Annotated in this window: 13 protein-coding genes; 7 read left to right on the top strand and 6 right to left on the bottom strand. The window is 71.6% G+C overall.

All coding sequences use genetic code 11. The annotated features are described in order from the left end of the window. Positions 1 to 9: 9 nt before the first annotated feature. Complete coding sequence (locus ACFO6S_RS14425) at positions 10 to 789, bottom strand: site-2 protease family protein (RefSeq protein WP_378418056.1); 780 nt, start codon at positions 787 to 789, stop codon at positions 10 to 12. Between the two features lie 28 nt (positions 790 to 817). Next, positions 818 to 1,492, bottom strand: a complete 675-nt coding sequence (locus ACFO6S_RS14420; RefSeq protein WP_378418054.1) for a hypothetical protein — start codon at positions 1,490 to 1,492, stop codon at positions 818 to 820. 196 nt (positions 1,493 to 1,688) lie between these two features. Between ACFO6S_RS14420 and ACFO6S_RS14415 the strand changes: the two genes are divergently transcribed. The 4 genes from ACFO6S_RS14415 (at position 1,689) to ACFO6S_RS14400 (ending at position 6,797) form a co-directional block, all read left to right on the top strand. Next, complete coding sequence (locus tag ACFO6S_RS14415; protein ID WP_378418052.1) at positions 1,689 to 2,213, top strand: hypothetical protein; 525 nt, start codon at positions 1,689 to 1,691, stop codon at positions 2,211 to 2,213. 99 nt (positions 2,214 to 2,312) lie between these two features. Further along, complete coding sequence (locus tag ACFO6S_RS14410; RefSeq protein ID WP_378418051.1) at positions 2,313 to 4,916, top strand: helix-turn-helix transcriptional regulator; 2,604 nt, start codon at positions 2,313 to 2,315, stop codon at positions 4,914 to 4,916. A gap of 92 nt (positions 4,917 to 5,008) precedes the next feature. Continuing rightward, on the top strand, positions 5,009 to 5,404 hold the full coding sequence (locus ACFO6S_RS14405; RefSeq protein WP_378418049.1) for a hypothetical protein: 396 nt from the start codon (positions 5,009 to 5,011) through the stop codon (positions 5,402 to 5,404). A gap of 103 nt (positions 5,405 to 5,507) precedes the next feature. Next, complete coding sequence (locus tag ACFO6S_RS14400) at positions 5,508 to 6,797, top strand: adenylosuccinate synthase (RefSeq protein WP_378418047.1); 1,290 nt, start codon at positions 5,508 to 5,510, stop codon at positions 6,795 to 6,797. 105 nt (positions 6,798 to 6,902) lie between these two features. Here ACFO6S_RS14400 and ACFO6S_RS14395 read toward each other — a convergent pair whose 3' ends face one another. Next, positions 6,903 to 8,585 (bottom strand): tyrosinase family protein, encoded by a 1,683-nt coding sequence (locus ACFO6S_RS14395; RefSeq protein WP_378418045.1) that lies wholly within the window; start codon positions 8,583 to 8,585, stop codon positions 6,903 to 6,905. 182 nt (positions 8,586 to 8,767) lie between these two features. On the opposite strand from ACFO6S_RS14395, the gene ACFO6S_RS14390 reads away from it, so the two are divergent. Beyond that, positions 8,768 to 9,625, top strand: a complete 858-nt coding sequence (locus ACFO6S_RS14390) for a LysM peptidoglycan-binding domain-containing protein (RefSeq protein WP_378418043.1) — start codon at positions 8,768 to 8,770, stop codon at positions 9,623 to 9,625. A gap of 77 nt (positions 9,626 to 9,702) precedes the next feature. Here ACFO6S_RS14390 and ACFO6S_RS14385 read toward each other — a convergent pair whose 3' ends face one another. Both ACFO6S_RS14385 and ACFO6S_RS14380 read right to left on the bottom strand, forming a co-directional pair. Further along, positions 9,703 to 10,242 (bottom strand): methylated-DNA--[protein]-cysteine S-methyltransferase, encoded by a 540-nt coding sequence (locus ACFO6S_RS14385; protein WP_378418041.1) that lies wholly within the window; start codon positions 10,240 to 10,242, stop codon positions 9,703 to 9,705. An 87-nt stretch (positions 10,243 to 10,329) separates the two neighbouring features. Further along, entirely contained in the window at positions 10,330 to 10,563 is a 234-nt protein-coding gene (locus ACFO6S_RS14380) for a hypothetical protein (RefSeq protein WP_378418039.1), read from the bottom strand. Between the two features lie 164 nt (positions 10,564 to 10,727). Here ACFO6S_RS14380 and yczR point away from each other — a divergent pair, with 164 nt between their 5' ends. Continuing rightward, positions 10,728 to 12,284, top strand: a complete 1,557-nt coding sequence (yczR, locus tag ACFO6S_RS14375; RefSeq protein ID WP_378418037.1) for a MocR-like transcription factor YczR — start codon at positions 10,728 to 10,730, stop codon at positions 12,282 to 12,284. A gap of 75 nt (positions 12,285 to 12,359) precedes the next feature. Here yczR and ACFO6S_RS14370 read toward each other — a convergent pair whose 3' ends face one another. After that, complete coding sequence (locus ACFO6S_RS14370; RefSeq protein WP_378418036.1) at positions 12,360 to 13,460, bottom strand: CaiB/BaiF CoA transferase family protein; 1,101 nt, start codon at positions 13,458 to 13,460, stop codon at positions 12,360 to 12,362. A 169-nt stretch (positions 13,461 to 13,629) separates the two neighbouring features. On the opposite strand from ACFO6S_RS14370, the gene ACFO6S_RS14365 reads away from it, so the two are divergent. Beyond that, positions 13,630 to 14,112, top strand: a complete 483-nt coding sequence (locus tag ACFO6S_RS14365; RefSeq protein WP_378418034.1) for a DUF456 domain-containing protein — start codon at positions 13,630 to 13,632, stop codon at positions 14,110 to 14,112. Positions 14,113 to 14,232: the final 120 nt, after the last annotated feature.

The raw sequence follows: 14,232 nt of genomic DNA, 5'->3' as shown, positions 1-14,232 counted from the left end.
CGCCGTCGCCTACAGCCAGAAGCGCATCAGGTAGTTGCCGTACTGCGGCCACGACTCGGGTATCCCGGACAGGCCGAAGAGCCAGTAGATCGTGTCGAAGAACGCGACGTTGATCGCGGGCACGAACAGCAGCGCCACCAGGAACATCAGGCCCAGTCCCTTGAACTGGTCGAGCGAGCGGCGGACCCGCGGGGACAGCGAGGGCTCGAGGGCCGCATAGCCGTCGAGGCCGGGTACCGGAAGCAGGTTCAGCACCGTCGCCATCACCTGGAGGAATGCCAGGAAACTGAGCCCGTACCAGAACACCGGCTGGCTGCCGGCGTCCCCGAAGATCCGGATCACCAGGAGCAGCACCGCCGCCGCGACTGCGTTCACCGCCGGGCCGGCCAGCGAGATCCGCCGCGCCGCGCTCGCCGACATCAGGTCGGTGCGTAGGTACACCGCACCGCCGGGCAGCCCGATGCCACCGAGCGCGATGAACAGGACCGGAAGCCCGATGGAGAGCAGCGGGTGGCTGTACTTGAGGGGGTTGAGGGTCAGGTAGCCGCGGGCGGCCACCTCGTGGTCGCCGTACCGCCACGCGGTGTACGCGTGCCCGAACTCGTGCAGGCACACGGTGACCACCCAGCCGGCAACCACGAGCAGGAACACCCCGACATGCGCCGTCGTCGACCGCGGTTCGGCCTGCCAGGCCACCACCCCGCCGGCCGCGGCGAGCGCAAGGACGCCGAGGAACACCGGGCTCGGGCGGATCGAGGCCCGTCTGATCGAGGCGTCGGGGAAGGTCATGGGTCCAGTATTGCCCGGTGCCTGTCGGTCACCGCCGAACCAGCAACCACTCACGGGTGTCGCGGTAGAAGCTCGACCGCTTCAGCGCCCGCGGGGTGGTCACCGAGTCCCGGGTGACCACCGCGCCCATCGCGCCGAGTTGGATCGCCCGGCCCGGCAACCACCGGGTCGGGCTCAGTGCCCAGCGGCGGGGGACGGCGGCACGCAGCCCCGGCAGCTCGAGGGTGGGGGTGATCCGGAGCATCGGGGTGGATCCGGAGAACAGGCGGACGGAGTCGACGTACGCCTCGCCGACGAGTTCCGCGCCCTCGGGCCCGGTCACGGTGGCCTCGCCGACCAGGGCACTGCCGGCATCGTCGCGGATCAGTGGCAGCGGCCTCGCGCTGCCGGTGCAGGCGAGTGCGGCCGCGCGGTCGCCGACCGGCAGCCGGTACAGCCGGGTGGCGGGCGAGCGGGTCGCGCTGACGAAGGCGAGTTCGACGTGCAGGCGATCGCTGCGCATCAGCCGGGTCAGCGCCGCGGCCAGCGCTCCGTCGCCGCCCACCACCACCAGCCGCGACGCGGTGTCGCCTGCGTCGTCCAGCCGGGGCAGCAGGGCGTCGAAGTCGGGCTTTCCGGGGACGGCGGGCGCGGTCACCGTGGTCAGCGCCGCCAGGGCGGAGGGGACGGCCGCGTCGCCGCAGGCAAGCACGAGGGTGGTCACAGGTCGGCTCCCGCTGGGTGTGGATGTCTCGGTGGTGTGTTCCGACGATACGAAAATGGCATCCGTCGGACGGCGCCGGTCGGTACCTGACAACGGAGTAGGTAGTGCATTACGCGTGTGTACCGGCGGCAACGCTTCTAGCGTAGAGGTGTGTAGTCGCCACCTCATCCAGTCGCTACCGACATCGGAGTGCATGATGCAGATCACCGAGACGCAGATCGCCGATCCTGCCCGGCCGAGATCCCGTACCCACGCCCGCGTCACCAGGTTCTGCAGATCCGGCCTCGCCGCGGTGGTCTCCGACCTTCGCCGGGACGGTGTCGTCGAGTCCTCCGACGAACTGGCCGCGGCCCGGGTGTTGCTCGCGCTCGGGATCGGCCAGATGTCCACCCCGACCCTGCTGCACGAGCACCCCTTCCAGGTTCAGCCGGTGCTCGGGGCGACGAGCGTGCACGCCGACATCGGACGGCTCGAGATCCACCCGGACCGGGTGCAGTTCTCCGCCGACCTGCCCGCGGACACGCACGGGCCGGTCCGGGTCATCTGGTTCAACATGGACTCGCTGACGGGCGGAACCAAGACCCTGCACCCGCATCCCACCGACAGCGGGTACCGGGCCGAGGGGGAGGTTCGGGCCGGGGTCGGTGTGGTGGTCGCGGGTCTGGTCCCGGCGGCCGACGACGAAGGGTGCCGGGCCGGGTTCGCACTGGTCGCAGAGTGAGCCGCGGCGCGGCCGCGGCACGTCGGCGCCCTGCCGCGCGGGGCGTCTGCGGCGCCGGATCGGGTCGCGTTACGCCGCACCAGGTTCTAGGCTCGATCAATGGTCGTCGCATGGTCCACGATGAACCGGGATGCCCAGCTGCGCACGGTGTTGTCGGCGCTGCGGGGCCGTCGTGGTCCGTGGGGCGCCGTGCTGACCGGTGCGGCCGGGGTGGGCAAGACCACGCTGGCCCGCCGCGCGGTCGGGGCGTTCGCCCCACAGAGCAGGTGGACGGCCGGAACCGAATCCGCGCGTAGCGTCCCGCTCGGCGCGTTCGCGCACGTGGTGGAGATCGACACCCCGAGGGATCCGGCGTCGGTGCTCCGCGCTGCCCGGGTGCGCCTGGCCGAGCTCGGCCCCGACATCGTGATCGGAGTCGACGACGCGCACCTGCTCGACAAGCTGTCGGCCACCTTCGTGCACCAGTTGGCGGTCAACCGTGTTGCCCCACTCGTGGTTACCGTCCGCACCGGTGAGCCCGTGCCGGACGCGGTCACCGCGCTGTGGAAGGACGGACTGCTGACCCACGTGGAGTTGGCGCCGTTCACCCTCGACGAGACCCGGAAACTGGTGGAGTCGGCGCTCGACGGCCCGGTCGAGGAGTCGAGCATCGCGCGGATCTACACGATGTCCGAGGGCAACCCGCTGTTCCTGCGTCACCTGGTGGGCGGCGCGGTCGAGGCCGAGCGGCTGCGTCAGGTTGCCGGGGTGTGGCAGTTGCGCGGGGAGACCGTCGTCAACCAGCACCTCAGCGCGCTGATCGAGTCCCGTATCGAACTGCTCGATCCTGCGCTGCGACATGTGTTGGAACTGTTGGCCTTCCAGGAACCGCTGTCGCTGGAGGTGCTCACCACCCTGAGCGATCCGGAGTCGGTGGAGGCGGCCGAGAACGCGGGGCTGATCCGGGTGCGCCTGCGCGACGACACCGGGCTGACGGTCAAGATCGCGCACCCGCTGTACGGCGAGGTGGTGCGCGCCGGCACCGGCGTCCTGGCCGCCCGTCGGCTGCGTGGTGAGCTGGCCCGGCAGATCGCCGCGCAGCCGCCTGCCAACGTGAGTGACCGAATCAGGTTGGCGGCGTTGGCACTCGACAGCGACTCACCCCCGGAGCCCGAGCTGCTGATCTCCGCCGCGCGCGACGCCCTCGTGCTCGGTGAGCTGGTGCTGGGGGAGCGGCTGGCGCGCGGCGCGATGGCGATGGGTGCCGGGTTCGCGGCCGCGCTGCCGTTGGCGAACACCCTCGCCTGGCAGGGCCGGGGCGCCGAGGCCGAGGCGGTACTCGGCCCGATCGACACCACGCACCTCGACGAGTTCGAGTTGCTGCTGTGGTGCATGCCCCGGGCGGCGAACCTGTTCTGGATGCTCAGCCGGCCCGACGACGCGGCGGCGGTGATGAAGTCGACGCGCGCGCGACTGACCCAACCCGCCGCGCTCAATCTGGTGGATGCGTTGGAGGCCATGTTCGCGGTGTACCGCGCGCAGACCGCCTGGGCGCTGCCCAGGATCTACGAGACCGGTGGCGCGCCGGAGGCGCTGCCGCTGGCGAAGGCCTGGACGGGGGCCAGCGGCGCGCTCGCCGCCGCGTACATGGGTCGGTTCGACGAGGTCCGGCCGTTCGCGGAGCAGGGCCTGGCGGCGTCCGCGGAGTCGGAGACCGGGAACCTGCGCTTCACGATCGGGCTCGGACAGGTGTACACGCACAGCATGCGCGGTGACCTGGAGGCCGCCGAGACGACGGCCCGCGAGTACGTCGACTTTGCGGAACTGCAGCAGCCGGGCCGCTCGCTGGGCGGCGTGCTGCTCGGGCGGGTGCACTACCTGCGGGGCGATCTGGCGGCGGCGGAGTCGGAGTTCCGGCAGGCCGCGGCGGTGCTGGAGGGGACCGGGTACTCGTGGGCCTTCCTGTCGGCGGCGTTCCTGTGCCAGACGCTGGCGGTCGCCGGTCGGGCCGAGGCGGCGCGGGAGGCGCTGGTCCGAGCCGAACGGCTCTTCGGCGTCAACACCGAGCTGTTCCGTTCCGACCTCGAGATGACGCGGGCGTGGGTGGCGGCCGCGGAGGCCGACCGCTCCCGTGCGGTGGCACACGCCCTGGCCGGGGCGCGGGCGGCGGCCAAGTCGGACCTGCGTGCTCAGGAGATGCTGTGCCTGTACCTGGCGGTCCGGTTCGGCGACGGCGGCGTCGCCGACCGGCTCGAGCAGCTCGCGGCGCAGGTTGCCGGCACGCTGTTCGGCGCTGCCGCCGTGCACGCCCGGGCGCTGGCCGACCGCGACGGGGACCGGCTCGACGTGCTCGCCGGGAAGCTCGAGTCGGTGGGCGCGCTGCTGGTGGCGGCGGACGCGGCCGCGCAGGCCGCGACGGTGCACGGCGCGGCAGGCAACCGGCGGGCCGAACTGGCGGCCGCGGCCGCGGCCAAGCGACTGGCCCAGCGCTGCGCGGGCGCGTCCACTCCGGCGCTGACCGCGGTGTCGAATCCGCTCCCGCTGACCGGTCGGGAACTCGAGGTCGCGTCGATGGTGGCGCGGGGGCTGTCCAACAAGGAGATCGCGGACCGGTTGGTGGTCTCGGTGCGCACCGTGGAGGGCCACATCTACCGCTCCTGCACCAAACTCGACGTGCCGGATCGGACCGCACTGGCGGCCGCGGTCCGGATGGAAGGCGAGTAGCCGACTACTGGTGTCGGCGCGGTCCTTACGGTGGCATGCTGGAGGGCAGGCGGGAGACATTCGTGGCACGGATGAGTCCGAGGTGAGTTGCGATGACAACGGTGACGCTCACGATGGTCAACTCGACCAACGAGGAACTGCTCCTCGATTCCGTCACCCAGTCGCCGCCCGGCCCGGCCCGGACCGACCCTCCAGATCGCGTCGGCCCCCACGACTCTGGTCAGTTCCGGATGAGTGGTTGCCTGAACTTCCTGATCGGCGGTGACGCCGACCGCTCGATCTACGTCCAGGCAGACGGCGCGGTGTGGGCCCCGCCGACCTGCGTGATCCGGTCTGCCGTCGGGGCGTCGGGACTCGAGGTCCAGGTGAGCCCGGCGCCCTGGGCGCACACCAACGGGCGTCCCGGACGCGGTGTTCGCTGGGCCCGTCAGGTGCGGGCAGCCACCGGCTGGGGCGGCGCCAGCGGTCGCGTCAACGTACTGGACTGAGCGTCCAGAAGACTCTGGACTAAACTTTCCTTTCGGCCACTGTCCACGGACGGCTGGCCTCTGCGCTGAGATGTGCAGAAGCCCGTCAACCGTAGGAGACGTCATGCCGGCAATCGTCCTGATCGGAGCCCAGTGGGGCGACGAGGGCAAGGGCAAAGCCACCGACCTGCTGGGCGGCCGCCTGCAATGGGTGGTTCGCTACCAGGGCGGCAACAACGCCGGTCACACCGTGGTGCTGCCGAACGGTGAGAAGTTCGCGCTGCACCTGATCCCGTCGGGCATCCTCACGCCCGGAGTCACGAACGTCATCGGCAACGGAGTCGTCGTCGACCCGGGTGTGCTGCTGACCGAACTGGCCGGGCTCGAGGCCCGCGGGGTGGACACCACAGGCCTGCTGATCAGCGCCGATGCGCACCTGATCATGCCGTACCACGTGGCCATCGACAAGGTCACCGAGCGCTTCCTCGGCGCCAAGAAGATCGGCACCACCGGCCGTGGCATCGGCCCGTGCTACCAGGACAAGCTCGCCCGTGTCGGGGTTCGAGTCGCCGACGTCCTGGACGAGAAGATCCTCACCCAGAAGGTCGAGGCGGCCCTGGAGTTCAAGAACCAGGTGCTGGTCAAGATCTACAACCGCAAGGCCCTCGACGCCCGTCAGGTCGTCGACGAGGTGCTCGAGCAGGCGGAGGGCTTCAAGCACCGCATCGCCGACACCCGGCTGCGGCTGAACCAGGCCCTCGAGGTCGGCGAGACGGTTCTGCTGGAGGGCTCGCAGGGCACGCTGCTCGACGTCGACCACGGCACCTACCCGTACGTCACCTCGTCGAACCCCACCTCCGGCGGCGCCGCGGTGGGTTCGGGCATCGGTCCCACCAAGATCACCACGGTGCTGGGCATCCTCAAGGCGTACACCACCCGCGTCGGCTCCGGCCCGTTCCCCACCGAGCTGTTCGACGAGTTCGGCGAGTACCTGGCGGACAAGGGCGGCGAGGTGGGCGTGACCACCGGCCGCGGCCGTCGCACCGGCTGGTTCGACGCCGTGATCGCCCGCTACGCCACGCGCGTCAACGGCATCACCGACTACTTCCTCACCAAGCTGGACGTGCTCTCCAGCCTCGAGACCATCCCGATCTGCGTCGCCTACGACGTGGACGGCGAGCGGGTCGAGGAGATGCCGATGACGCAGACCGGCGTGCACCACGCCAAGCCGATCTACGAGGAGATGCCCGGCTGGTCCGAGGACATCTCGGGCGCCCGCACCTTCGAGGAGCTGCCGGCCAACGCGCAGGCGTACGTGCTGCGGCTCGAGGAGCTCTCCGGCGCGTACATGTCGTGCATCGGCGTCGGGCCGGGCCGCGACGAGACCATCGTCCGCCGGGACATCCTGCGCTGACATTTCCGGACCGAGCACCCGGTGCACGAGCCTGCCCCGCATCGCGAGATGCGGGGCAGAGTCGTTTCCGAGACCGATTCCGGTCGTCGGTGCGGGCAGGCGGCGTCAGCAGACGAACAGGGCGAGCCGTCCGATCTGCAGCGGCTGCGCGGTCGCGGTCGGCCGCCCGCACTCCGCGATCCGCGCCTGCGTCCCGGTAGTCGGCAACACCGCCTGGACGGTGACGGCGAGAGGCTGCGGGTCCCACGCCCCCGCCGCCGCGAGCGCCTGGACCAGCGCGGTGACGTCGAAGGTGACCCCGACGCCGCCGGCGGACATCCCCGGGGCCGGCTGGGCGTCGAGCCCGAACGCGGCGAAGGTGCCGGCCAGGTGATGGTCGGGGAGGGCGTCGGCCGTCGGGTCCGGGACGTTGAGGTACACCCGGTAGACGACGCCGGGCGGGCACTCGGCGGCAAGCTCGTCGACGGTGAGCAGCACCGCGCCGAAGCCCGCCGCCGCCGCCGCCTCGGGGGCGTGAGCCACCGCCGCTCGGTCCGACTCGGCGACGACGAGACGCGTGGTGACCCGCGCGGTCACCTCGACCGGACCGGTCGCGGCGGCGAGCACCGGCGTCGGCGTGACGGGCACCGGCCGCGGTGACGGAGCCGACGGCTGCGGCTGGTCGTCGTACCGGTAGTCGAGCTGGTCCACGTGGTCGAGGACGTCCGCGACCCGGCACCGGACCGGTGCGCCCGCCGCGTCGTAGAACTCGAACTCGGTGCCCAGCCAGAACTCGTCCGTCGGGTTGGCGTGCCGCTCGAGCCACTGCACCCACAGCCGGTCCAGGTTCGCGTGGTGCAGCCAGTAGACCGGGTCCAGCGCGCACCGGGCCGAGCTGGACATCAGCGAGCCCGCGCGGTCGCCGCCGACCGCGACCTGCACGCAGCCGTGCGGGGCGTTCTCGAGCTGCCCCGAGAACCCGGTGCCGGTCGGATCGGAGAACGACGGCCGCCACATGGCGGTGGAGGTGGAGGTGATGCCCAGGCTCAGCGGCGCGCCCGCCATGACCTCGGCGCTGCGCAGCGGTGCCGGCAGCGCCAGGGGGTTCGGGGCGCCGCCGGGCAGCAGCAGCCTCGGGTCGCGGAACGGGTGCGGCAGCGTGTTCTGCGGTGCCGGGTTGCCGTAGTTCCAGTACGGCAGGGCGAAGTCGGCCGGCCCGCCGTCGGCGGCGACCGCGTCCCGGACGATCGCCTCGAAGTAGTGCAGGTGCATCCGGTGCCAGGGCAGGAAGAGCCAGTTGCCGCGGCCGCGGTCCGCGGCGGTGGCGTCGGCGTAGCGGGACCGTAGCCCGGCCTGGAAGGCCCAACTGGTGGGGTCGTGCGGCGGTCGCGACTGCATGGTCCGCACCGCCCGGGCGTAGGCCAGCAGCGTCGGGTCCCAGGCCGCGTCGTGGCTCAGCCGCCACACGTTGCGGCGGATCCGTGGCAGTGGGCCCGTCGTTCGGCCCTCCGCCGTCGCCTGCAGGCGGTCCAGGTGCAGGACGATCTCCGGTCCCGTCACGTCCGTCGCGCTGGCCTCCGGCTCGCCGAGCATCGTGACCTTGAACCGGCGGACGGCCGCGGCGGTGTGCGCGCAGTAGGTCGGTGCCGCATTCGGCGCGGGCAGGCAGTGCGGATCCCAGTTGCGCAGCGCCGTCTGCAGCTTGCCGACCGCGTCCCCCGACGCGTTACGCGCACTCGACATGCGGTCGCGTCCGCCGGCGATGGCGGTCAGCACGACGTCGCCCTGGAACAGGACAGAAGAGATCATCAACAGGCTCCCCGGCATTTCTGGGACAGGTGCGGTTCCGCAGTTCCTCAATCCTGGTTCCGGACCCGTCCGCGGTCGCGGGTAGTCCACTACCTGTTACGCCCGCGGGGCGTGTGCGAGAGCACTTCGGCGTCCGGCGTTTCGCGGTCGGTGCCCGGCCACACGGGTACTACGGTCGCGGAATGCGCAAACTTACGGCCGGTGTCGGTGCCCTGTCGGTAATGCTGGCCTTGGCCGGTTGCTCGTCGAGTTCCGATGACTCCGAGTCGGTGACGGCCCCGGTGACCTCGTCGGTCGCGGCATCGGTGACGTCCACGACCTCCGCACCCGAGACCACGACGCCCGAGACCACGACGCCCGTCACCAGCGCACCCGAGACGAGTGCGCCGCCGACCACGCCGCCGTCCAATGCCGGGAGCTACACGGTCGCGCCGGGGGACACGCTGTCCGGCATTGCCGCGCGGCACGGCATCCCGCTCGGCGCGCTGCTCCAGGCCAACGGACTGACCGTCGACTCGGTGATCCAGCCCGGCCAGGTGCTCGACGTGTCCGGCAGGCCCGGACCTGATCCCGTCAACCCGGCCCCGACGCCGGGCACCACGACGTACACCGTGCAGCCGGGCGACGGCCTGTCCGACGTGGCCCTGCGGTTCGGCGGCGACCTCGGTGAGATCCTGCGGCTCAACGGCTTCACCGCCGTCGACACCGTCATCTACCCGGGCCAGGTGCTGATCGTGCCGGACAAGCCGGGCGTCGGACCGTACTTTCCCGGGGCAGGCAACGGCGGCGCACCGCAGCCCGAGGACGCCACCTGCGGTCAGTTCTCGATCGGCGCTACCTCGTTCAACCTGGTCGCGGTGAGCACTCCCGCCGGACGCGTCGGCTGCGGCGAGGCCTTCAACGTGATGGAAGGCTTCATCGCCACGCCCGGTGCACCCGGTACGCCGGCGTCGGTTCGTGGTTGGGACTGCCGTCCGCGGGAGAACAACTTCCCGGAGTGCACCAAGGACGGTCTGCTGATGTACGGCACCCCGGCCTGAGGGCGCGCCCTAGCCGCGCAGCCGCGGCAAGCTGGGGCGTGTCTCCCAGTTCCGAAACCGGGATGGGGTGACACGCCCTAGAAGAGCGTCGGCTCGTCGAAGCCAGGCGCGCGCTCGATGGCCAGCAGCACGCGCTTGGTGACGGCGCCGCCGTGGGCGGAGAACCCGCCGACCCTGCCGCCGGCGGCAAGCACCCGGTGGCACGGCACCAGCAGCGGAATCGGGTTGCGCCCCAACGCCTGTCCGACTGCCTGCGCGGCACCGGGACTACCGAGCAGGTCGGCCACCTGCCCGTAGGTGAGGGTGGATCCGGCCGTGATCGTCCTGGTGACGGCGTACACCCGGGCATCGAACTCGGGTACCTCGCTCAGGTCGAGCGGCACCGCTGCGTCGGGGGCCCGGCCGCATTCCAGCAACTCGGTGACGGCCTCGACGGCCCGCCCTCCGGCGGCGTCCGGCGCCGACTCGACCGCGGCCGGGCACGCGGCCCGGATCCGGTCACGGGTGGCGTCGTCGCTGCCCTCCGGCAACTGGACCCCGATGACGCCGCGATCGCCCCAGGCCAGTGCGCACCGGCCGATCGCGGTGTCGAAGAGGGTGTATCGGACGTCGGGCACGACCCCAGTATGCGTCAGGGGTACGACGTCGAGAGATCTTTGCAGTCCAGTTGAGACAAACTGGACTCCTCGATGTCGTGGTCGGCGCTAGTGGTGCGGGGCGGACTTGTTCAGGAACTCGATGTCCTGCCGAGTCCGGACGGCATCGAGGTCGTGGCGGGCTCGGGTGGCGTCACGTTCCTCCGGAAGCGTTCCGACCAGCGGTGCAGCTGGACGGAACTGTTCGAGCCGGAAGATCCGGCTGCCGTTCGAGCGGCGTGCGGCGACGTAGAGCAGGGCGGCGCCGAGGGTGAGGGCGAGGATGGTCAGCGCGGGGATCATGTGCCCATCCTCCGGCCAACTGGACTTATTGAAAATATCCAGTTAGGCGGATCTGGACCCTTCGATTGTCCGGGTGGTTGTCGCGAGATCGCCACGAGGGGGTTTCCGTGGATCGCCGGGCACTGGCATTGAAATCAAGGGCCATTCGCTCGATACTGGCCTCTATGGCAGTGAGAGTGCTCGGCGCAACCACCCTGGCCCGCGACCTCGGCAAGTGGCAGGGCGACGACGGGCCCGGCGGCGGACCGGGGGACGCGGACGGGGCCGGCGACGACCGGGGCGGCCGTCGCCGGCTGGGCGTGCCCGCGTACCGGGCGCTCGCGGACAGTGTCCGGCTCCTGGTCCTCGACGGCCGGATTCCGATCGGCGTCGCGCTGCCCAGCGAGCGGGACCTGGCGGCGGTCCTCGAGCTGAGCCGGACCACCATCACCTCGGCCTACACCGTCCTGCGTGAGGAGGGGTATCTGCAGAGCCGGCAGGGCTCGCGCAGCACCGTCGCGCTGCCGGCCGTCGTCGGCGGGGCGGGCCGGTCCGGTGGAGCGCGGGCCGCGACGTCGCTGCACGCGGTGCCCGCCGGCGAGGAGGGCTCGGCGCCACCGGTGGACCTGACCTGTGCGGCCATGTCCGCGGCCGTCCCACAGGTGCAGGCCGCGTTCGCATCGGCCCTCGAGGAACTGCCGGCGCACCTGGCCGGTCACGGGATGGAACCGGCCGGCGTCGAGGTGCTCCGCAGGGCGATCGCCGACCGCTACTGCCGGCGCGGGCTGCCCACCGAGCCCGATCAGATCATGATCACCTCCGGCGCGCAGCAGGCGCTGGTTCTGCTCCTCGGCCTGCTCACGGCGCCCGGCGAGCGGGTGCTGATCGACCACCCGACCTACACCAATGCCATCGAGGCGATCAGACGCGCGGGAGCCCGGCCGGTGCCGGTGCCGCTCCGGCTGGCTGAGCAGGGCTGGGATCTCGACGGAATCCGTAGCAGCGCAAGGCAAACCGCGGCCAGGCTGGCCTACCTGGTACCGGACTTCCACAACCCGACCGGTTTCTGCCTCGACGAGCCGGGCCGGGCGGCGCTGGTCGAGATCGCGCGCGAGACGTCGATGACGCTGATCATCGACGAGACGATGACGGACCTGGGCCTCGACCTGGATGCGCCTGCGCCGGTGGCCTCGTTTGCGCGGGGTCCCGGACGTGCGCAGGTGATCACCGTCGGCTCGGCGTCCAAGTCGTTCTGGCCGGGGCTGCGGATCGGCTGGATCCGGGCCGAGGCGTCGATGATCGGGGCCCTGGTCGCGACCCGGTCCGCGCAGGATCTCGGCACCGCGGTGCTCGAGCAGTTGGCCACGGTGCCGCTGATCGAGGGGGCCGAGCTGGTGCTGCCGCAGCGTCGCGAGCAGCTGCGCAGGCGGCGGGGCGCCCTGCTCGAGGCGGTGGCGGAGGAGCTGCCGCAGTGGCGGTGCCAGGTCGGCAGCGGTGGGATGGCGCTGTGGTTCCAGCTGCCCGCCCCGATGTCGACGGCGCTGGCCGCGACCGCGCCGTACCACGGCGTGCTGCTCGCCGCGGGACCCCGATTCGGCGTCGAGGGCGCCTTCGAACGCTACGTGCGACTGCCCTACGCACTCGACGAGGAGTCCCTGCGGGCCGGGGTGCGGGGCGTCGCCGCCGCGTACCGGGCGCTGGACGGCGGCGTGGAACGGGTGCGCCCGGCCATGGTGGTGTGAGGCCTTCCCCGGACAGCAGAACGCTCGGCTGGGATGTCCCAGCCGAGCGTCAGGCGTGAGCGGCGGTGCTGCGGCTCAGCTCCAGACCGTGTCGATGTCGGTCGCCTCGACGGCAGGCGGCGTCGGCAGGTCCGGCTCGGAGCGGGAGAACCGCGGCGCGGGCCGGTGCTGGACGACCTTGTCCAGCTCCACCAGCGACCCGCGAGCAGCGATGTGCGGGTTGTCCGGGGCCTCGGCGAACGTGAGCACCGGGGTGACGCAGGCGTCGGTGCCGTCGAAGATCGCGGCCCACTCGTCGCGGGTCTTGGACAGGAAGCGCTCGGTGAAGAGCTTGCGCAGCACGGGCCACGCCTTCGCGTCGTTCTGTCCGGGCAGGTCCGCGGGATCGAGCTCGAGACCCTCGAGCAGCACCGCGTAGAACTGGCGCTCGATGGCGCCGACGGCCATGTACTTGCCGTCCGCGGTCTCGTAGGTGTCGTAGTACGGCGCGCCGGTGTCGAGCATGTTCACCCCGCGCTCGTCCGACCAGAAGCCCTGGCCGCGGAAGCTCCACATCATGTGCGAGAGGGCGACGGTGCCGTCGACCATCGCGGCGTCGACGACCTGGCCCTGGCCGGAGGTCTGCCGCTCGATCAGCGCGGCGAGGATGCCGAAGATCAGGAACATCGATCCGCCACCGAAGTCGCCGACCAGGTTCAGCGGCGGGACGGGGCGCTCGCCCTGACGGCCGATCGCGTGCAGCACGCCGGTCAGCGAGATGTAGTTGATGTCGTGGCCGGCGACCTGTGCGAGCGGGCCGTCCTGGCCCCAACCGGTCATCCGGCCGTAGACCAGCCGGGGGTTGCGGGCGAGCGCCGCGTCGGGGCCGAGTCCCATCCGCTCGGTGACGCCGGGGCGGAAGCCCTCGATGAGCACGTCGGCGCGCTCGATCAGCGTGAGTACCTTCTCGATGTCGGCGGGATCCTTGAGGTCCGCCTCGACGATGCGGCGGCCGCGCTGGGTCTGGTCGTGCCGCTGGTCCGGGCCGGGGATCATGCCGGCGCGCTGCACCCGGATCACGTCGGCACCGAGGTCGGCGAGCAGCAGTGCGGCATGCGGGCCGGGGCCGATCCCGGCAAGTTCGACGACTCGGACACCCGCGAGCGGGCCCTTGGCTGACACGTTTTCAGCGGACACGGTTCTCCTCGATCTGCGGTGGAACTTCTCGAACAGACGTTAACTCGCTCATCCCGTCCGATGTGCTCCGGGTCACGGTCGGGTCGGCGGGTTCGGAAGGATCGGCCCCGGATTGCGGGGCCGATCCTTCCGGACTGTCGCCCGACGGCGGTCTGGCAGAGTGGCGCCGGTGAGCACGGGTGCGCAGGTCCTGGTCGGGTTGGCGATCGTGGTGGGACTGGTCGGGATTGTCCTGCCGATCCTGCCGGGGGCGCTGTTGATCTTCGGTGCGATCGCGGTGTGGGCGGTCCTGACGGGCACCGGCACGGCGTGGGCGGTGTTCGCCGTCGCGACGGTCCTGCTCGTGGTCTCGGGCGTCGTCAAGTACACCTGGCCGGGCCGCCGGATGCGGGACGCCGGGGTACCCAACCGGTCGCTGATGGTCGGCGGGCTGCTGGGCATCGTCGGGTTCTTCGTGGTGCCGGTGATCGGGCTGCTGATCGGCTTCCTGCTGGGCACCTACCTGGCCGAGGCGGCCCGGCGGCGTACCCACGCCGACGCCTGGCGGGCGACGGTGCACGCGACCAAGGCCGTCGGCCTGTCGATCCTGGTGGAGTTGCTCGGCGCGCTGATCGCGGCCGGCATCTGGTTCGGCGCGGTCCTGTTCGCCTGACCGGCTCCGCGGCCGCGGCCGCGGCGTGGACGCGAGCTCGGCCGAGCGGACCCGAGCGCGCCCGAGTGAACGCGAAAGCGCCCGAGTGAACGGCACGTTCATTCGATTACATCGAATGAA

It is taken from the genome of Rhodococcus kronopolitis (assembly GCF_042654025.1).
Lineage (GTDB): Bacteria > Actinomycetota > Actinomycetes > Mycobacteriales > Mycobacteriaceae > Rhodococcus_G > Rhodococcus_G kronopolitis.
This window is presented reverse-complemented; position numbering and strand designations above follow the sequence as displayed.

Excerpts from the sequence above, each read along its gene's own strand:
- ACFO6S_RS14425 (WP_378418056.1), bottom strand. The coding sequence starts at position 789 with ATGACCTTCCCCGACGCCTCGATCAGACGGGCCTCGATCCGCCCGAGC.
- ACFO6S_RS14415 (WP_378418052.1), top strand. The coding sequence starts at position 1,689 with ATGCAGATCACCGAGACGCAGATCGCCGATCCTGCCCGGCCGAGATCC.
- ACFO6S_RS14410 (WP_378418051.1), top strand. The coding sequence starts at position 2,313 with ATGGTCGTCGCATGGTCCACGATGAACCGGGATGCCCAGCTGCGCACG.
- ACFO6S_RS14405 (WP_378418049.1), top strand. The coding sequence starts at position 5,009 with ATGACAACGGTGACGCTCACGATGGTCAACTCGACCAACGAGGAACTG.
- ACFO6S_RS14400 (WP_378418047.1), top strand. The coding sequence starts at position 5,508 with ATGCCGGCAATCGTCCTGATCGGAGCCCAGTGGGGCGACGAGGGCAAG.
- ACFO6S_RS14395 (WP_378418045.1), bottom strand. The coding sequence starts at position 8,585 with ATGATCTCTTCTGTCCTGTTCCAGGGCGACGTCGTGCTGACCGCCATC.
- ACFO6S_RS14390 (WP_378418043.1), top strand. The coding sequence starts at position 8,768 with ATGCGCAAACTTACGGCCGGTGTCGGTGCCCTGTCGGTAATGCTGGCC.
- ACFO6S_RS14380 (WP_378418039.1), bottom strand. The coding sequence starts at position 10,563 with ATGATCCCCGCGCTGACCATCCTCGCCCTCACCCTCGGCGCCGCCCTG.
- yczR (WP_378418037.1), top strand. The coding sequence starts at position 10,728 with ATGGCAGTGAGAGTGCTCGGCGCAACCACCCTGGCCCGCGACCTCGGC.